Genomic DNA, 20,066 nt, shown 5'->3' on the forward strand with positions numbered 1-20,066 from the left:
TTTTGTTGCATAAGAGAAATATAAAAAAAAGCTCATTCTCCAAGATTTGTAAATAAAAACTCCCCAAGAAAATCTTGGAGAGTTTCAAATCCAAAAATAGACTCGTGTAAGGAGTAGCGCTTACTTGTAAAGCGGGTGCTTCTTACAGAGTGCCACGATTTCTTCGCGAATCTTAGCGAGAGCCGCTTCGTCGTCCTTGGCCTTGATGCAGCGGTCGATGATGCGGGTCACTTCGCGGGTATCTTCTTCGTCGAAGCCACGGGTCGTGATAGCGGCAGTGCCGAGACGCACGCCCGACGGATCCATCGGCTTGCGCGGATCGAACGGAATCGTGGAACGGCTGCAGGAGATGCCGACCTTTTCCATGGCCACTTCGGCTTCCTTACCGGAAACGCCTTGAGAAGTCATGTCGACCACAATCAGGTGGTTGTCGGTACCGTCGCTGATAACCTTGTAGCCCAGCTTCATCATTTCGTCGGCCATGGCCTGAGCGTTCTTGATGACGTTCTTCGCGTAGACCTGGAATTCCGGCTGGAGAGCTTCGAGGAATGCAACAGCCTTACCTGCGTTGATGTGGTCATGCGGACCACCCTGCATGCCCGGGAAAACGCCCTTGTCGATTTCCTTGGCCAAAGAAACTTCCTTCATTTCGCCCTTCACCATCTTCTGGATGGTGCGGTCCTTGCACATGATGATAGCAGAACGCGGGCCACGGAGAGTCTTGTGGGTGGTGGTCGTCACGATGTCGAAGTACGGCACCGGAGATTCGATTGCCTTACCGGCGATAAGACCTGCAACGTGAGAAATATCTGCCATGGTGAGAGCGCCGACTTCGTCAGCGATTTCCTTGAAGCGTTTCCAGTCAAGGTTACGGCTGTAAGCAGAGAAACCGGCGAGAATCAGCTTCGGCTTTTCGCGCAGAGCGATTTCGCGGACCTTTTCCATGTCGATGCGGCCCGTTTCCTTATCGACTTCGTACTGCACGAAGTTGTAAAGCATACCGGAGAAGTTCACCGGATGGCCGTGAGAAAGGTGTCCACCGTGGTCGAGCTTCAGGCCAAGAACCTTGTCGCCCGGTTTGAGGACGGCGAAGTACACAGCGGCGTTGGCCGGAGAACCGGAAAGCGGCTGAATATTCACATGCTCGCAACCAAAGAGCTTCTTGCAACGATCGATAGCAAGGGTTTCCATTTCGTCGATGACTTCGTTACCACCGTAGTAACGCTTGCCCACATAACCTTCACTGTACTTGTTCGTAAGGACCGAACCCATGGCTTCCATGACGGCCTTCGAGGTATAGTTTTCGGAAGCGATGAGTTCAATGCCATATTCCTGGCGTTCAGCTTCCTTCTGAATGATATTGTAGATTTCCGGATCAGTCTGTTGCAGTGTTGATTTGAGCATTTAGTGACTCCTTGGATTGGTATGCGCAAATATAGAAAACTCGGGAAAAATTTTCCCGAGTTTTCTTGAAGAGCTTGCGTTTTTTAGCGGGATTTCACATAGAACGGTACCATCGCGACCGTTTTTCCGTGAAGGGACACCTTAGCAAAGTAACGGCCCTTTGAAAGCGTCTTTTCGGCAGGAATCAGGTCCACTTCCCCGGCAGAAACGGTTTTTTCCGACGAAAAGACGCTGTGACCGAGGGCATCCACGACGGAAACCTTCAGAATTCCGCCCGGAGTCGAAATTTTCAGGTTCTGCATATCAAGAGAAACTCCCATCGTCTTCGAAACCGTCAAAATGCCATCCGTTTCGCTCGAAGAGGAGAATTCTGCCGATTCGGACGCCGAAGAAGAAGGCGTCAAATCTTCACACGGGGTACAGCCTTCACGGTACACACCGCTGATGTCGAAAGCGATCATGTCGATATTCGGGCCACCATCCGAAGTCAAGGATTCCATCTTGAAGTTGAACGGAACCGCATCGAGCCAAAGGCTGTCCACGTAAACGGTATCCCAAGTATCCCAGTCGGCGGTCGGCGGGAAGTCCAGTTCAAAGACGCCGTAGTCCACAGTCACCTTCATCGGTCTCGATGTGGATCCTCCGTTGGAATAGCGGATCATGAGCTTTGCATCCGATGCGGACTGGTCGGATTGCAGTTTGAACGTGGCGACGCTCGAAAGTTCATTGCTGATGTTGTAGAATCCAAGACCCTTGTAGTCGAGATGGTTCGTATCGGTCGTGCCCACACCTTCTTCCGGATAGACCATGTCAATCGGAGATTTCCAAGCCTCTGTCGCGATTAGCTTGGAACAGACGGCGGAACTCGAAGATTCTGCGCTGCTGCTTGAGCTTTCTGCAAAAGAGGAGCTAGAAGTTGTTTCTTCGCTGTGAGGCGTCGTGGAACAGGCGCTGCCCCCTTCAAAGATTGCGGTATAGGTCGCTGCGCGGTAGAGGGTCGTTTGGCCGTAATAGTTCGAATCTGTCGAAAGCAGATTGCAGTCGTCATCGTACCAGCCTTGGAAGGTTTTACCGAAGCTTCCCGGGCTCACGTGCAAAGTCAGCGGAGCGCCTCCCGGAAGTTCCTGGTTGTGGGTAATCAGACCGTTGCTATTCGAAACATTCGCCTTGACCGTGAAGCTGTAACGCGGTTTAATCGCCGAGACAAGCTTTGCGAGCTGAGTCTTGGAATCGGTCGAAAGATAAGCTTCACTCAAAGCATTTTCAAGTTCTTCCACAATCCATTGGCAATGAGCGATCGAACCCGATTCCTGAAAGTGCGTCGTTCCATCGTTCGTGACGCCGTTTGGATAGTTTGGATATTCCCCGACGAGGAAGTACTTGAACTGGTAACGGGAAACGTAAGAGGCGTTCCAGGTTTTGCTGTAAGCGTTATAGGATTTTGTGTTCAAGTCCACATAGGGAACACCATTGGACTTGGCAAGTTCAAGCATTTTGGCAACGACATTGTACTCGGTAAAAATATTACGGCCGTTCGTTCCCATATTCATGTTCATCGGCGTTACAAAGATCGGTGTTACGCCGACTTCTTTAGCCGCATCCACATACTGTTGCAGCCAATAACCGAGGGAATCAAACGGAACCTGTCGCGCATTCGTTCCAAAGTAGCGGTCGTTATGTCCGAACTGGATCAACATAAAGTCGCCTGCCTGCATACTCGACTTAAGACTATTCAATCGACCTTCCTGGACGAAAGTCTTGGAACTGCGACCACCGATTGCCACATTATTGATCTTCACCCGGGAGCCGTCAAAGAAACTGCCAATGACCTGGCCCCAACCGGTCTGCGGGTAAGCCGAAGCCTTATAATCGCAAACCGTGGAATCGCCCACAATGTGAATGGTAAAAGACGTCGTGTCACTCACCGAGATCGCAGACATGGCTGCGACAAATAAAAGAGAAGCCGCTAATTTTTTCATTTTGAAAGTCCTCAATGTTTAGCGAACAAGCGCCCAGTTTCCGCTCTGCATTTGAGCTCCTTTTTTTACGACGATGCGGTACACGCCCAAACGAGATATCCATGCTTCGATTGGCAGTTCCGAAGTTCCTTTCGAAAGGGAAAGCGTCTTGTTCGCCATCATGCGGCCGCTCATGTCAAAAATTTTGACGTTCACATTTGCTGCCGAAGCGAGAGTCAGCTTATTGCCGTTCAACTGGAAAACCTTCGCAATTTGCGGTATGGAAATTCCCGTCGAATCGTTGACACCCGTCGAATCCGTCGAATCGGTCGAAGAAGTATCAACTTCACCGGCTCCGTAAACGGTATCGCCCGGAGCGAGAATTCGCTGGACTCCGGCAATGCTAAAGCCGAACGCATCGATATTCGGGCCGCCGTCATACGTCGTCGAAATCAACTTTAACGTTTCTTCCCCATTTGCCAGGTCCACATTCACCCAAGCGGTATCCCAAACATCCCAGCTACCCGTTGACTTGAAAGTCACATAGTAATCGTGATCGAGGTAAACGTTCACTTCACGGTCCGCAGAACCGGAGAAGGAATAGCGAATGCCCATGGTCACATAACCCGCAGCCGGAAAGAGCATCTGGTAATTGGCAGTAGAGCCCAAAGAATTGTCAAAGTTGAAGAAGCCTTCTCCGCTGAAATCCAGATGATTGTTTTCCGAGAAGCCGTTTCCGGAATCCGGAGCGTAGGCGTCGAACCAGCTCTTGATATCCTTGTTATAGGTCACCGAGGTATCTACGTTCACCACGTCTGACGGCTTTGCTTCTTCCAAGGTTTTCGGAGTGCCTGTGGGGAACGTGGCAAGAGCGGCACCGTCGCCCGTGTAATGTTCTGCAGAGCCTCCGCTGTAAACCGCCGTGTATTGCGTCGAAGCATTTCCCATGGTAATCGTGCAGATGTACGGCGACTGGACTGCGCTGGAGGTATTGCCGCACTTGTTTCCATTTCCATCGAACCAGCCTTCAAAGGTCTTGCCCGCCTTCGGAATCGTCTTGAGCGTGACGGGCATTCCAGCCGGATAGTAGCTGCTGATGGTCGTCGTAGAGTCGGAGCCTTTCGGGCTCACCTTCACTGTCAACTGGTACATCGGGGCGAGGTACTTGGAAAGAGCCCTCACTTTGGCGTCGGAATGGACGCGCATCTGCTCCGTCACAATACGGCCAAAAACCGTCGCCCCGTTCTGCTGCAAGTGCAAATTGTCACTGTTCCCTTTCGCATAGGTCGTATATTCACCAGCATCCAAATACATGTTCACATAATGCAAAGCATAATACTGCCCCACCGAAAGCAGATAGTTGCGGGAAAGCGTATCCATATCGATCAGCGGAACGCCAAGGGAAGCTGCAATTTCGCGAGCACGGATCGGATAACCGTGATAAGATTCATAAATAGAATCTGGCACCATACTTCCATCACAGACCGAATACCTTTCGCTTGTTACAGAGCAGCGGTAATCGCTACGGCGCACCGGATTGATGATGATCGGAGTGGCTCCCGCATCGAGAGCTTCTTGCGCCATCGCCGTCGTCGCTGTCACAAAATCCGCTTCGTTGCTGTAAGTGCGGTCATTGATACCGAACTGGATAACCACAAAGTCGCCGGACTTGAGGTTCGACTTGATCGAAGGCCAAAAGTTCTGATAGTAACCCATCGCGTATGTTCCGCCCTTGCCCATGTTCACTACGTTTACAAAGTCCGCATTCCAGAAAGCGCTGAAATCCTGACCGATACCGCGCTTCGGGTAATAACCATCATTCCAGTCCTGCATGGTGGAATCGCCACACATGTAAATGGTGATCTTCGCCCATACAGCAACAGAGAACAACATTGTCGCTATCACGACTGCTTGCCAGATTCTGCTAAACATACTCAAAACCAACTCCAACCTAATTTTTGATGAAAAGGCCTCGCAAAGCCTTGCAAACAAGGCCTGACACTTCTACGGATTGACTGTAAACTTCTTCACGGTTACCGGTTTTGAATTCACGGAAACCTTTACCATGTAGATGCCTGCAGGCAGCAGTTCCTTATGCAAGGAAACCTTGTTTTCGCCGACATGCACATTCGCCGAAATCGAACGAATCGACTTACCCTGCATATCGAAGATTTCAAGCTTCGCCATGCCGGAGGCGTTCGTATTCAAAATTTCAAAAGTCGGATTGTAAGCGCTCGAATGCAACACAACCGTTTTCTGAATGGCAGTCGTATCATCCTCTCCCGAGAGATCTTCGCCCTGCTTTCCGACCGTAGAAATATCAAAAGCAAAGACGCAAATGTTCGGGCCGCCGTCCGTTGTCGCAGAAGAGAGCGTCAGGGTAAAATCGCCCTGCGGAACCGTGACCGTTACCAGAGCCGTATCCCAAGTATCCCAACCCGTCGGCGGGAAACTGACCGTGTAACTGTTTTCGCCCATGGTCACTACCATTTTACGGTCAGAAGTTCCCCCGTTCGCATAAACAAAGGCCACAGTCGCTGTCGTATCGGATTTAGACGTAAGATAATACGAAGTAAACGAGCCTGCGACGTTTTCAAAGTTCCAATAAGCTTCGCCCAAGTATCCGGCGTGATCCGTTTCCACGAAACCAACACTTGCGGTATCCGGCGTAGAAGCTTCGAAAACCTTCGCAAATTCCATCGATGCCGGAGCTTCTTCGAGATTCGCCGCATAAGAAATGTCCGGTTTCTTCAAATTTTCACCGACATGATCCGGCAGGTAATAACTCAGATGCGGCGGTTGGTTATAGGCCACATTCTGCCAGACAATACTTTCGCGGTACTGAAGATCGTGCATCAACGTATACACGCGATACGGAGTCGTGTAATTCGAAACGATAATATTCACCACGCTCGGATCCGTGCTGCTACGGGTGATGATTTCTTCGCGCCAGTCGCCAAAGATATCCGCAGAAAGGCAAGGATTCGCCTTGGTGTAATTATTCAAAGTACTATTGTTGATGCCGTAAAGGTTCAAGAAACGATCCACACTTTTAGTCGTGAGATTCCACTTTTCGATCTTACCGCCACTTCCGCCACTTCCCGTAGCGTCCAAAAGTTCATCCTGCAAGTCTCCGCTAAAATACACGCGGAAGTTCACTGACGGCTTGTTTGTCGAAAGGAGTTCTCCCTTCACCGTGCGAACGCCACCACTCGTTCCAGACCACATTTCAAAACCACGGTTCGTAGAATCGATGTCTGCGGCAAGACCACGACCATTATCAACACCCTTGCCGTCGCCATAAGTCGCCTGCAACGTTCCCCAAATGACTTTTCCATCCTTATCGCGGAGTTCTTCCGTATAAATTGCAGCAAGGAATTCTTCGTGAACGTCATAAGTTTCAAGCCCTTCACGATCCGGATCCATATCCGAAACGTGCATAGCGTCACCATGACCGAACCCCGTTCGATAAAGGAGCGTTCCGTCATGCTTCAGGGCGGCAGAACCGTAAATAATTTCGTCAAAGCCATCGCCATTGATATCAGCAACGGTCAAGTTGTGGTTCCCCTGGCCATAAAGGCCCTGCCCCGCTGTCGGATTTTCACTGTACCAGCGACGGGTCAGATTCTTGCCGTCGAAATCGAATGCGGCAATAAAGGCTTCCGTGTAATAGCCACGGCAAAAGATCATGCTCGGATGAACGCCGTCGAGATAGGCGACCGCAGCGAGCATACGGTTGTCACGGTTCCCATAGGTATCGCCCGAAATCAGACCTCGTCCCGGCAGATAATCGATTGTCGTTATCGCCGCTCCCGTCTTGCCGTTAAATACAGTCAAGAATTCATTCCCGCTCATGATGGTACCGCTTGTGGTACGGTAATCCACATTCGCGTCCCCGATTACTTTTCCAATGCCATCAACCGTCGCGTCACTCGTCTTCATCGCTATTTCGGCAATGCCGTCACCGTCAAAATCATAGACGAGGAACTGCGTATAATGCGCACCGGCACGGATATTTCTTCCCAGGTCGATTCTCCAAATTTTTGTTCCATCCAATTTATATGCGTCGATATACACATTGCCCGTATATCCGGACTGCGCGTTATCCTTCGAATTGGACGGATCCCATTTCACAATCAGCTCGTATTCGCCGTCGCCGTCCAAATCGCCCACGCTCATATCGTTCGGCGTATAGGAATAGCTTTCATTCGCCGGAGTCACCCCATCCGCAGGCGGGTCGAGCTTTACCTGAGTCCATGTGGCGTGCCCATAATTGTCTTTGTAATATTCAGGGAGGGTGATAAAGGTCGAAGAGACATTTCCCTTTTCATCTTTTAACGTATAGACGTCTGTAATGGAGCCGGATGCGTCCACATAGGACGTTGGATCGCTGCCCGAAATTTTGGCGATTTCATTTCCATTGCGCAAAAGCGTAAACGTCGCCGTCGGTTCATCGGTTCCTAGCAAGCGCCAGGAAACAAAAGTTCCCGTTCCGTTATTCGCAACGGACAGACCGCGACCGAGTTTTTCCATCTGCGCTGTTGCCGCAAAAGAATCCACAGCTAAACCACCCAGCAGTACGCTTCCGCATACACCAAGGGTTACTTTTTTCATCCAATCCATCCGCATAAAAAATCTCCTATATATGTAAAACTATTCCTCTTTTTAATTTATGCAAAAAATGGAAAAATTAACCGAAGTCTATGGACAACGGTTAGGGACAATCTTCAATGGTGTTGACAAAAGTTTACAACAAGCTTTTTAGCGAATCGCTTGGGGAATCGGCCAACGCACCGCCGGGTTTTGGTTTGCATAAGAAGCCTTGATCCATGCTTCCGAACGTGAAACACGGCTCACATGCAATTCATCGATGACGCCGTTAAAGAAATGCGTCACGCTATTCGTTTCCGAATCTCGCGGATAAATCAACTTTCCAATGATGAATAAGCTATCCGTTTCACGCACATCCGAACTCGTCCCTATGGCAGGAGTCGAAGAAACTAGAGAATCGTTCACGTACATCTTCGCACCCGAAGAATCCTGGACAACGGTCAAGAACGTCCAAACATCTGACAACGCCGAAGAATCCCTATACCAGTACCGTGCGGATTGCGTCGTAGAATCCGTACCGAAGATTTCATCCGTATAAGCTTCGTAGAGCCAACTTTTTTGGTCCGAACCGGCAAGATACATCAGATGATACTGTGTTGCTCCCTTGCCAAAAATCACACGGGAAAGTTCATTCCCTTCCATCTTAACCCAGACAGAGAACGTCATCGAATCCTTCACAGAAACGTCAAATTCGCCACTAGCAGTCCCCGGAATAGTGACCGAACCGAAAGTTCCGCCGTAATGCAAAGCGCTGCCCGCTATCGCTTCTTCCGCGACCGTCAAAGATTCCGGAATGCCGTTGTACAAATTTCCCGACGCATCGTTCACCGTTTCTGCGCCTTCATCAAAATGCCAGACTGCAATAAATTCATTTTTAAAAACAGCCTTTGCCGAATCCGCAAAAGAACTTTCCGCGCCTTCCGCAAACGAAAGGTACAAAGTATCTTTGGAATTCACCCGGAGCTTGGGAATGCGAGCCCAAAACGTAAACTTCCCCGCCGCAGGGTCTGCAAACGAAACGTCAAGCGGAATCGTATCACCGCAAAGCATAGCGGACCAAGTTCCCTCTAAACGATCCATCCCATTAAAATCATAATCCGCAGAATCCAGGTAGAATGTGAGCGGAAAGTGCAAAAGATCTTCCGAAAGGCCGATTTGCGCCGTATTCAGCGGCACCTTGAAGCCAAACGAAACCTTTTTCGCATCCACTTGGACAGTCGAATCGGAAACCACTTCAACGCCTTTTTCCAAGGAAAGCGCATAGCCATCATCCGAAATAAACACAAATGGGTAAAGGGAATCCGCCGGGAGAGAATCCACAAAGATATTCCCCATTTTGACCGTCACCGGGCGTAAAATCGTCGTTCCCGGAACATAGACGTAACCCGTCGTTCCATCTTCAAAGCCATGCGCACCTAGGCGAACACCGCCAAGATCTTCCAAGACAGCGTCCACATCGAGAGTCGTCGTATCCGGAGTCGCAAAAAGGCCGAGCTTCAAGAACTGGCGACCCGTAGATTCATCCATCGCTTCTAAAGAAAATCCCCCCTCCGGAACTGAATCAAAGGAATAATGGCCCAGGGAATCGGAAACGCCGACAAAAACGGAATCGAGTTCATCGCCTCCCACAGCCGAAAAAGAGGCCGGGACCACTGCCACACGCGCATAGGCCGCAAGCGAGCCGTCTTCAAACCGAATCGTACCGGCGATTTCCGGATTTCCTGATTCTGCGCTATTTCCAAGGGATGTTCTGCCGTCTGAACACGCCAAAACGAATAAAGAAGCGAGAGCAATCCACGCGATCACTCCATATTTTGTTAAATTTTTGGCGTTTTTACACATATATCCCATACAACCTTGTAGACAATATATATTCTACCGGCAAAAGTACGGACAAAAAAGAATTTGCAGTGTTGTCCACAGACAATCCCACCCCCGCTTTTTTCAAAAAATTAATGATTTTCAACCCAATGGGTGAGCACCATAATGTCTGAAGGGCGAATTCCCGGAATGCGGGAGGCGCTGCCCACGGTCAAGGGGCGAGCTTCAGCCAAACGCTCCCGACTTTCGATTGAAAGTGCCGAAATTTGGCTAAAATCGGTATCCGGGGCAAGCTTGATGCGGTCCATCTTCTTTTCGTGTTCGATTTCCTTCGCTTGGCGGGCAAAGAATCCGGCATAAGCCTCTTCGGCAAAAAGATTCCACATGTCACGACGGATAAGCTTTGAATTCGGGACGAACTTTTGGAAAAACGCTTCGGGGTCGATGCCCGGGCGGCGGAGAACCGTATTCAAACGGATCGATTCACGGGTCGGAGCTTGTCCTGCCGCTTCGAGGAACGGGTTGATTTCTGCGGCGGTTACCGGAGTTTCGGCGAGGTACTTCTGTACGCGAGCCATTTCTGCCTTGCGAGTTTCCCAAGCCGCATACTGGGCGTCGTCGATCATGCCGATTTTGCGGGCGCGGTCCTTTAAGCGGGAATCCGCATTGTCCGAGCGCAAAAAGAGACGGTACTCGGCGCGGCTCGTGAACATGCGGTATGGTTCGTCGAGCAAAAAGTGCGAAAGATCGTCTGCCATGACGCCGATGTAACTTTCGGAGCGTCCGAGCATAAAAGGCTCCGCATTCTGGGTCTTGAGAGCCGCGTTGATTCCCGCGATCATTCCCTGACCCGCGGCTTCTTCGTAACCGCTCGTGCCGCAGACCTGGCCTGCAAAGTAAAGTCCCGGGATCGTCTTGCATTCAAAAGTCGGGTAAAGCTGCGTCGCATCGATGCTGTCGTATTCGACCGCGTAACCGATTTGCATCACGCGCACCTTTTCAAGCCCCTGAATCGTGTGCAAAGCGTCGAGTTGGATTTCTGCCGGAAGGCTCGAACTGAAGCCGTTCAAGTAAACGCGTTCCACATCCTTCGTTTCCGGTTCCAAAAAAAGCTGATGACCGTCCTTGTCGCCAAAGCGGTTAATTTTGTCTTCAATGCTCGGGCAGTAGCGCGGGCCTTTGCCCTTAATGCGGCCAGAGAACATCGGGCTGTCTTTAAAGCCCGAACGCAGAATGTCATGCGTTTTAATGTTCGTGCGGGTAATCCAGCAGCAGTTGCCGTTGTCGATAGGTCCTGCGGAGCGGTCGCTCATCGGCCAAGGATTTTCGTCGCCCGGCTGTTCCTGTAAAATGTTAAAGTTAATCGTCGATGGATCGAGACGGCTCGGCGTACCGGTCTTTAAGCGGCGAAGGCGCAGCCCGTTCGAAAGAATGGACTTCGAGAGCGCGTCTGCACTCGGTTCGCCGACGCGCCCGCCGATGCTCGTTTCAAGACCGGTGAACATTTTGGAAGCGAGGAAGGTACCGCTCGTGATGACAAGCGTTTTGGTTTCAAAACGTTTGCCGGAAAGCAGCGTGAGTTCCATTTTGCCGTTCGGCATGCGGTCAAAAGCGGCGAGTTCACCCTGGATCAGGTGCAAGCCTTTGCAATTTTCAAGCGTTTCACGGGCGACTCGGCTGTAAGCTTTCAAATCGCACTGCGCACGCGGTCCCCAAACGGCGGGTCCCTTGCTCAAATTCAGCATGCGGAACTGAATTCCCGCCTTGTCCGTCAAAAGTCCCATAAGGCCGCCCAACGCATCGATATCGCGAACGATCTGGCCCTTGCTCACCCCGCCCACCGCCGGATTGCACGACATTCTGCCGATTGCATCCAATTCCATCGTAATCATCGCCGTTTTCACGCCGATTTTCCACGCCGCATGGGCCGCTTCAATACCCGCATGACCGCCGCCGATCACCACTACGTCAAAAGAATTTTGGATTGCACTCATAGACAGCCTTCTTTTTTGCAACGCAAATTTAGAAAATCCCTTGCCAATGAAAAGAGCATTGTCTATTTTTACGGCGATGAAAAACGTAAAGAACAACAATCGCTGGTGGCGTCGGGCTTAACATAAAGTCCGGGTTTTTGCGTTATTATTAGGAGTTTTAGATAACCTTCCGGACAATTCCGGAAGGTTTTTTGTTTTTAATCAGAAGGAAAACACCATGTACAGTGACAACGGTTTCTTTGACAACTTCGGCGGCAAATATGTTGCAGAAGTTCTCCGTCGCCCGCTCGATGAACTCGAAACGGCTTTTCACCATTATATGAAGGATCCGCAGTTCCTCGCGGAACTCGCCGAAATCCAGCGCGATTACATCGGTCGCGAAACCCCTCTGCTTTACGCCCCGCGTGCAACGGAACTTCTCGGCGGTGCCAAGATCTACATTAAGCTCGAAGGCCTTGCCAATACAGGCGCCCACAAGATAAACAATGCGATTGGCCAGGTACTGCTCGCGAAGCACATGGGCAAAAAGCGTATTATCGCCGAAACAGGTGCGGGCCAGCACGGCGTCGCCACGGCGGCCGCCTGTGCAAAGCTCGGCTTGGATTGCACGGTTTACATGGGAGAAGTCGATGTGCGCCGTCAGCAGCCGAACGTCGCCTCCATGGAACTTTACGGAGCAAAAGTTGTCGCCGTCACAAGCGGCGCCCGCACCTTGAAAGACGCCGTGAACGAAGCGATGCGCGACTGGGCCGCCCACCCGGATACGACGCACTATGTGCTCGGTTCCGCTTTAGGTCCTGCCCCGTTCCCGGACATTGTACACCGTTTCCAATCCGTCATCGGTGACGAAGTCAAGCGCCAATGCGCAGAACGCGGCATCGATATCGGTGCGATGGTCGCCTGTGTCGGCGGAGGTTCGAATTCGATCGGTTTCTTTAGTCCGTTCATCGATGAAGATTCTCCGCGCTTGATTGGAGCCGAAGCGGGTGGCGTTGGCCCGAACATCGGCGAAAACGCAAGCCGCATGACCGGCAACGCAAGCCGCGAAGGCATTGTGCAGGGTTACAAGAGCCGTTTTCTTTTGGATGACGACGGGCAGTCCCTGCCGACGCGTTCGATTTCTGCAGGTCTCGACTACATGGGAATCGGTCCGCAGCTCGCCGCCCTCGGCATGAAGGGACGCATTGAATTCACGAGCATCCTTGACAAGGAAGTTCTCGAAGCTCTGAACTTCTTTGCAAAGAACGAAGGCGTTCTCTTTGCCCTCGAAAGCGCTCACGCCGGTGCAGCCGCCATGAAGATTGCGAAGGAAATCCCGAAGGACAAGGCGATCATCATCAATATGAGCGGCCGTGGCGACAAGGACGTCTTTATTTCGAGCCCGGTATTCCGCCCGAACGAATGGAAAAAATTCCTCGAATGCGAACTTGAACGCTTGAACGAAAACAAGGATATTCACAACGCGAAGATTATGGGAGAAAGCAAGTAATGTCTAAGATCAAATTGATGAGCCATCTCGTCGCAGGCTACCCGACAGAAGAGCTTTCCTTTGCGGCAGCCTCTGCCATGGTCCGCGGCGGTGCAAGCATTCTCGAAATCCAGCTCGCCTTTAGCGATCCTTCTGCAGACGGCCCCGCCATTCAGGGCGCTTGCACCGAAGTGCTATCCCACAATTACAAGGTCAAGGACGGACTCGCCTTTATCGAACGCGTTCACAAGGCTTTCCCGGAAGTTTCGATCTACATCATGAGTTACGGCTCCCTGATTTACACTCCGGGCGTCGATAACTTCTGCAAGCGCGCAAGCGAAGCGGGCGTTACCGGCATGATCATTCCGGATCTACCTTTTGACCATGACGAGGGCCTGACCGCCGCTTGTAAAAAGTACGGCATGGACAACATCCCGGTCGCAAGCCCGAGCATGAGCGAGGAACGCCTTTCGAAACTCGCCCACGCCGGCTTCAGGTACATCTACGCGGCCCTCCGCGTGGGCATTACCGGTACGCAGACCGTAATTGACCAGGCGACTCTCGATTTTCTTTCGAAGGTCGGCGCTGGAGGCTCCAAGGTGTACGGTGGTTTCGGCATTTCGAACGGCGAACAGTCCAAGGCGATTTCAAGCTCCGTAGATGCGGTCATCGCAGGTTCTGTCTTTGTGCGCATTATCAAGGAAAACGCAAGCGACAAGGAAGCCCTTTCGAAAGCTGTCGAAGCAAAGGCCCGTGAACTCTGCGGACTGTAGGCTTTTACATCTGACTTGAAAACATTGAAAAATGCTCGGGTAAAATGATGTGAACCCCGAAAGTTGTGTCCAACTTTCGGGGTTCACATCACTACGCCGGTGAGTTTCTTTTTTATATCTTAAAATATTCAATCAAAGCTTTGTAGTTGTCTTGTGCTGTTAAGCATGTGTCTCTTAAAAATTCGTTGACATGTCCCCAGTTCTGTAATCCCCTGTAATAGAAAAATCTCAGTTCTTCGCTGATGATAAAAGGAGTGATTCCCTTTTGTAGGCATTGCCAAAATAGCAGTAATCGACCGACACGGCCATTCCCGTCTTGAAATGGATGAATCCTTTCGAATTGTACATGAAAATCCAAAATATCGTCGAAGGATACTTTTTTGATGGAATTGAAAGATGAAAGAAGTTTTGCTATTAGTTTGTGGACATCTTTTGGGCTTGCAGTTTTTTCGTCACCAATTTCATTAGGCAATTTTTTGTAATCGCCTACAGCAAACCAACCTTTCTGACTGTCCGAGGTATTGGTCTTTAAAATTTGGTGAAGTTGCTTGATGTGCGGTTCCGTGATTTTATCTGTGGCGTAATCAATGACATAATCTATGCAACGGAAATGATTGACTGTCTCCATGATGTCATCTATGCGAGTGTTTTCAGATGTGATTCCAAGTGTATTTGTTTCGAAAATGAATCGGGTCTGCTCTTTGGTGAGACGGCTGCCTTCAATATGGTTGGAATGATAGGTTAGGTCGATTTGCGTGCGATGGTAGATGCCGCCTTTAAGCTTACTTTCTTTTTCTTCTCTTAAGCGTAAAAGAAGTGGCGAAAGCTTTGCTTTGCCTTTGGTTGGCTTTTTGGCGTCTACAGGAATGTTCCATGTCTTTCCTGTTAAAAAAACACCTTCGATTTTGCCTGTTTTACAGTAATTTCGGACTGTGCGTTCGCTAATCCCATGTTTTTCTGCAAATTGAGTGACTGAAATAAAATCCATAGTTGTCGGCAAGTTTAACGGTTTATCCGTTGGATAAAATATCATTTTTTGCCGATATCGGCAAGTTTTGAAAATGTCTGAATCTTCAACCATCTGAATCCGAAGACACAAACAAAATAAGCTCCACATTCAAGATTTCTATTGTTTGCATCGTTGTTCTAATTTTCCAGACGATTTTAAATTCTTTTATCGTTACCGCTTTTGATGATAATCAGAATGACACCGGGGAACATGCCATCGGTATGGCATTTGTAGCCTTGCTTCTTATCGTCGGAAAATTCATTCTTTCTTTTCCAACGATACTTCTGTCTACAATCGGAATCGTAAAAGGATCCCAAAAAAAGAACAAGGGAAAGAGGCTCAATCAAAACGGTTTCATTATAAACATCGCCTGCCTCGTCATTAGCGAATTGCAAGTGTTTTTCTGGTGGTGAAACGCCTCTACTCCTTCAGCGCTTCAAGAATCGCCTTTTCCAAAGCCTTTTCGCTCGGGACTCCGGGCCAAACTTTTTGAATGTAGCCGTTTTCGTCCAACAGCATAAGCGTCGGAATTGCAGAGATTCCATAGCGGCGGTTCATCTCCTGGGTCGCATCGCGGTAAAGCGGATACGGCGAAGGATGCTCCTTGTAAAACTGTTCGAGTACGGAAAGCTGTTCCGTTGAAACGCCTATCACTTCAAAGCCTCGACTGGAAAGCTTTTCGTACAAACGTCCCACGATTGGAAGCGTTTGTCGGCAAGGTCCGCACCAGGTTGCCCAAAAGTCTAAAAGGGTCACCTTCGGCTTGGATTTTCTCTTTTCGCCGTTGCGGTAAAAGTTCTGTTGGAACGCAAGAGCCTTGCTTCCAATCGATGAACCTGTCAGGCTCGAAATGTCGTCGGGGCGTTCGGTGAGCTTTACATTCACCTTTTTCACTTTGCCGCTTCGCACGATTTCAAGTTCGACTTTCTGACCGGTCTTTGCCGCCGCAAGTTCAGACTTTACCACATTCAAGCCCGTGATTTTCTTTCCGTTGATTCCCACGATCAAATCGCCGTTCTGGATATTCGCCTGCACCGCACCGGAACTCGGATGAACACCCGCAACCTTCAACGCAATCTGCTTTTTGTAAGGCTCTTGCTTAAACACAAGACCGAGCCAAGGAGAAGCAAACGAATAACCGCCAAGGCTCACGAGTAAAAGACAAAAGAAGAAAAAACGCATCATGGATTCCTAAAAGAAGACCAAGGCGACCTGCCCCGAAATTGTGGTATAAACGGTCTTTGTCGTGTAAACCGCTTCGCGGCCTAAAGTTTCGCCGACCAAATACGAAAGGCGAATCTTTGCCTGCAACGCAAAATGGGCATGAGGCCAAGGCTTCATGTTTCGCCCGTAATCTACAAAAATCCGAGGGGCTTTTTTCCACTCGGAATTTTTCTTGAAATAGACCCCGCTCAAGCCGAGATCAAAAAAATCACTTTCCGAAAAATAATAGCGACCTGCCAATGCTGCCTCATGTACCGCTTCCGAAATACCAAGCGAAAGATCCAAGGAAATTCCCAAGTCGTTTTCAAAGCGGTATGCGGCAAGCCCTTCAAGCCCTAAATCAAAAGCGCCCAAGTAGTACGTTGCCGAGAGGCCCGGTCCAAAAGAAAATCCGCGGTTGATGTCCAACGCCTTTTGTTCTTCTATTGCCGCGTCCTTTTCCAAAAAGAAGCCCGCATGTGCCGAAGCCACCAAAAAGATCCACAACAGAAGAAGCAGGCGTTTCATCGTCCACCTTCTTTACTTTGTACGCAATTCCGAAATATCTTTCAGATTTGCAGCACGCAAGCCATCCAAAATTTCACGGCGCATCGCATGTGCAGGCATCCAACGGAAGGCGCATACGCTGTAGCACTGAACCGCATCCGCGCCGGCGCGTATCAAGTCCAAGACCTTCATGCCGTGGTCAATACCGCCGCAAGCAATCACGCTCAACTGCGGGAACCGAGACTTTACTAGCTGCGTCATCCAGAATGTGTTCAAGTACAGTGGACGTCCACTGATGCCGCCCTTGTCGCCGTCGGCACGCAAAACCTTCAAGTTTTCGTACTTCGCAAACATCGGCAGTTCCCCGATTTTTTTCGTCGGGAATGTATTGCCCACAATGACACCGTTCACGCCGTAGCGCACAAGCACATCGAGAGTCGAAATCAGCTGATGTTCCGAGAGGTCCGGGCTGAGCTTTGCGTACACAGCCTTGCGAATCGCTTGGGACTTGCGGTAATTCATGATTTCCGCGAAGAGCATTTCCACAAAACGCGTATCGAGGTCCAAACGATTTTCGCCAGTGTTCGGGCAGCTTACGTTAATTTCTATGTAATCCGCGGCCTTGTAGGCGATGGCGAAACTTTCGAGAACGTCCTTGAGCTTTTCCGCTTCGGTCATAAGCCCCGGAGTTTCCGCAACCGATATGCCGACGCTCATGCCGCTCCGGTGAATGCGCCCAAGCTGTTCATCGACGCGCTTCGATATCACTTCAACGCCGTCGTTGTTTAAGCCCATGCTGTTATAAATCGAACGGTCTTCTTCCAAAAAACCCACACGTGGACGGTGCGGATTGCCTTCGCGATAATTGCGAGTGGCCGTTCCCACCGAGACACCGCCAAAACCGAGGTTCGCATAGTCCGCGACACGTTTTGCCGTTTTATTTGCACCGGCGGCGAGAATGATCGGAGCGCTCAGGGTAATCGGATTGCTGCGGTCCGGAAATTCGATGACCGTCTTCAGCCCCGGAGTATAATCCGGCTTGCCACCGATAAACGGAATCCAGGGCGCAAAGCGGGCAACATGCTTTAAAGAATCATGTCGGAACTCTGGAGAATTCTTAAAAATTCGACGGATCAAGGCAAGAAGTTTATCGCCTTTTAACAAATAATAATCGTGATTTTCGCACTCAACTGTCATATTTGACTAAATTAACAAAAAAACATAAAAGAATACCAGGTTACCGAAATGAATGAAACTCTACCGACTCGTATTCACGAGATGTTCCCGCGCTACGTCAAGACCTTGGAAGATTTGATCCGAATTCCGTCCATCAGTTTTGACAATTTTGACCAGAACGAAGTTTTGCGTTCCGCGAACGCGGTCAAGGAACTGTTTGAAAACCACGGTTTTGAAAACGCCCAGTTCTTGACGCCGCCGAGCGGACGTCCATCGGTCTTTGCCGAACTCAAGACGAATCCGAAGAATCCGACGATTCTCCTGTATGCGCATCACGATGTGCAGCCGACCATGCGCGAAGCTCTGTGGATCAGTTCCCCGTTCGTTCCGGAAATCCGCGACAACCGTCTTTACGGTCGTGGTGCAGCCGACGACAAGTCGGGTATCGTTCTGCATTTGGCGGCCGTCACGCAGGCTCTTGCTGTTTGCGGAAACCGCATGCCGAACATCAAGTTCTTGATTGAAGGCGAAGAAGAATGTGGAAGTTCGGGCTTCGAATCGATCCTGACGAAGAACAAGGAGCTTCTCAAGTGCGATGCTGTAATTATTGCGGACCTTTCGAACTTTGATGAAGGCGTGCCTTCGCTCACCACGAGTCTGCGCGGCATGTCTGCAGTCTCGGTCGTTCTCAAGTCGATCAAAACACCGCTCCATTCCGGATCTTGGTCCGGCCCGATTCCGGACCCGGTACAGGCTCTCTGCAAAATAATCGCTTCGCTCACCGATAGCGAAGGCAACATCCTGGTGGAACATTTTAACGACGGCATTACCCCGCCGACCCAGGAAGAGCTCGACAGCTACAATGCTTTGAACTATACCGAAGAAAAGCTTCGCAAGGAAGCGGGCATTCTTCCGAACACCGAACTGCTCTGCGACAAAGATGAAATTCTCACGACCCTTTGGAGAAAGCCATCGATCGTCGTCACCGCCTTTGAAGCCGGTTCCCGCACCCATGCGGGCAACGTGCTGCAAGATTCCGCCTACGCCCGCATCGGCATTCGCCTTGCACCAGGCATGCAGGCAGACCGCTGCACGCTCCGTTTGATCGATCATTTGAAAAAGAACTGCCCGAACGGTCTTGAAATTTCCATTTTCCCGGAAGACGGCGCAAATCCGTTCACCACGGATGTTTCGCATCCCTATTATTCGCTCATGCGAGATTCCATGACCAAGGCTTACGGAACCGAAGCCAAGTACATCGGCTGCGGCGCATCGATTCCGGGTGCACAGCTCTTCCGCAACACGTTCGGTGACATCCCCATTCTCATGACCGGACTCGAAGATCCAAAATGCAATGCCCACGGTGAAAACGAAAGCCTGGGACTCAAGGATTTTGAAAGCGGCATTATCGCCGAAGCACTCTTCTTTGAAGGACTTTCCAAATGAAACTCGTCGTTTTGACCGGTGCAGGCATTAGCGCAGAATCCGGGCTGCGCACGTTCCGCGGCAATGATGGCCTTTGGGAAAACGAACCCATCGAAGCCGTGGCGACTCCCGAAGGATATTTTCACGACAAAAAGCGCGTGAAAAATTTTTACAACGGACTCCGCGTCGGGCTCTCCAAGTTCAAACCGAATGCCGCCCACATCGCCCTAGCGAAGCTCGAAGAAAAACTCGGCGATGACTTTTTGCTCATCACCCAAAACGTCGACGATCTGCACGAACGCGCCGGTTCTAAACGCGTGCTGCACATGCACGGCTACTTGAAGAAGCTCCGCTGCGAAAAGAACGAAGGCCACGTTTTTGACTTTACCGGTGAAGAAACGATGGAAACCCAATGCCCGATCTGCGGCGCCATGAGCCGTCCGCACATCGTCTGGTTCGGCGAAATTCCCCTGTACATGGAAAGAATCGAACGCGCTTTGCAGAATACCGATGAATTTGTCTACATCGGCACGAGCAGTGTTGTTTACCCGGCGGCAGGATTCAAGCAAATCGCCAAACATTTCGGCGCACACGTCACCTGCCTGAATTTGGAAATCGACACGAGCGATCCGAATACCGACACGAACATCCAGGGCAAAGCGACCGAAGTCGTTCCCCGTTGGTGCGAAGAATTTTTGCAAAAGATCAAGAAGTAAA

Annotated in this window: 15 protein-coding genes; 4 read left to right on the top strand and 11 right to left on the bottom strand. The window is 50.4% G+C overall.

The genetic code is table 11. The features are described from left to right. Positions 1-120 precede the first annotated feature (120 nt). From BGX16_RS00565 to mnmG, 6 genes are all read right to left on the bottom strand, one after another. Entirely contained in the window at positions 121-1,404 is a 1,284-nt protein-coding gene (locus BGX16_RS00565) for a serine hydroxymethyltransferase (protein ID WP_100424316.1), read from the bottom strand. Positions 1,405-1,487: 83 nt separating this feature from the next. Then, positions 1,488-3,383, bottom strand: a complete 1,896-nt coding sequence (locus BGX16_RS00570) for a GDSL-type esterase/lipase family protein (RefSeq protein WP_100424317.1) — start codon at positions 3,381-3,383, stop codon at positions 1,488-1,490. Between the two features lie 18 nt (positions 3,384-3,401). Next, positions 3,402-5,294 (bottom strand): InlB B-repeat-containing protein, encoded by a 1,893-nt coding sequence (locus tag BGX16_RS00575; RefSeq protein WP_100424318.1) that lies wholly within the window; start codon positions 5,292-5,294, stop codon positions 3,402-3,404. A gap of 72 nt (positions 5,295-5,366) precedes the next feature. Beyond that, complete coding sequence (locus BGX16_RS00580) at positions 5,367-7,976, bottom strand: rhamnogalacturonan lyase family protein (protein ID WP_157797791.1); 2,610 nt, start codon at positions 7,974-7,976, stop codon at positions 5,367-5,369. A gap of 147 nt (positions 7,977-8,123) precedes the next feature. Beyond that, positions 8,124-9,779 (bottom strand): LamG domain-containing protein, encoded by a 1,656-nt coding sequence (locus BGX16_RS00585; RefSeq protein WP_157797792.1) that lies wholly within the window; start codon positions 9,777-9,779, stop codon positions 8,124-8,126. A 146-nt stretch (positions 9,780-9,925) separates the two neighbouring features. Continuing rightward, entirely contained in the window at positions 9,926-11,788 is a 1,863-nt protein-coding gene (mnmG, locus tag BGX16_RS00590; protein ID WP_100424321.1) for a tRNA uridine-5-carboxymethylaminomethyl(34) synthesis enzyme MnmG, read from the bottom strand. Between the two features lie 217 nt (positions 11,789-12,005). On the opposite strand from mnmG, the gene trpB reads away from it, so the two are divergent. Both trpB and trpA read left to right on the top strand, forming a co-directional pair. Further along, on the top strand, positions 12,006-13,277 hold the full coding sequence (gene trpB, locus BGX16_RS00595; protein ID WP_100424322.1) for a tryptophan synthase subunit beta: 1,272 nt from the start codon (positions 12,006-12,008) through the stop codon (positions 13,275-13,277). Next, a complete protein-coding gene (trpA, locus tag BGX16_RS00600) occupies positions 13,277-14,029 on the top strand; it encodes a tryptophan synthase subunit alpha (RefSeq protein ID WP_241899381.1) in 753 nt (250 codons plus the stop codon). The genes trpB and trpA overlap by 1 nt, the downstream gene beginning before the upstream one ends. Before the next feature lie 112 nt (positions 14,030-14,141). Here trpA and BGX16_RS00605 read toward each other — a convergent pair whose 3' ends face one another. From BGX16_RS00605 to BGX16_RS00625, 5 genes are all read right to left on the bottom strand, one after another. Continuing rightward, positions 14,142-15,017, bottom strand: coding sequence for a Fic family protein (locus BGX16_RS00605; RefSeq protein WP_100426689.1), 876 nt, complete (start codon positions 15,015-15,017; stop codon positions 14,142-14,144). Positions 15,018-15,193: 176 nt separating this feature from the next. Further along, complete coding sequence (locus BGX16_RS00610) at positions 15,194-15,433, bottom strand: hypothetical protein (protein WP_100424323.1); 240 nt, start codon at positions 15,431-15,433, stop codon at positions 15,194-15,196. A 25-nt stretch (positions 15,434-15,458) separates the two neighbouring features. After that, on the bottom strand, positions 15,459-16,223 hold the full coding sequence (locus BGX16_RS00615) for a redoxin domain-containing protein (protein WP_241899382.1): 765 nt from the start codon (positions 16,221-16,223) through the stop codon (positions 15,459-15,461). A 6-nt stretch (positions 16,224-16,229) separates the two neighbouring features. Next, positions 16,230-16,769 (bottom strand): hypothetical protein, encoded by a 540-nt coding sequence (locus BGX16_RS00620; protein WP_100424324.1) that lies wholly within the window; start codon positions 16,767-16,769, stop codon positions 16,230-16,232. Positions 16,770-16,781: 12 nt separating this feature from the next. Beyond that, the gene (locus BGX16_RS00625) at positions 16,782-17,945 is read right to left on the bottom strand and encodes a dihydroorotate dehydrogenase (protein WP_100424325.1); all 1,164 of its coding nucleotides are present in this window, start codon (positions 17,943-17,945) and stop codon (positions 16,782-16,784) included. Between the two features lie 48 nt (positions 17,946-17,993). Between BGX16_RS00625 and BGX16_RS00630 the strand changes: the two genes are divergently transcribed. Both BGX16_RS00630 and BGX16_RS00635 read left to right on the top strand, forming a co-directional pair. Next, positions 17,994-19,370 (top strand): M20/M25/M40 family metallo-hydrolase, encoded by a 1,377-nt coding sequence (locus tag BGX16_RS00630; protein ID WP_100424326.1) that lies wholly within the window; start codon positions 17,994-17,996, stop codon positions 19,368-19,370. Further along, entirely contained in the window at positions 19,367-20,065 is a 699-nt protein-coding gene (locus BGX16_RS00635) for an NAD-dependent deacylase (protein WP_100424327.1), read from the top strand. The genes BGX16_RS00630 and BGX16_RS00635 overlap by 4 nt, the downstream gene beginning before the upstream one ends. Position 20,066: the final 1 nt, after the last annotated feature.

The organism is Hallerella succinigenes, from assembly GCF_002797675.1.
GTDB lineage: Bacteria > Fibrobacterota > Fibrobacteria > Fibrobacterales > Fibrobacteraceae > Hallerella > Hallerella succinigenes.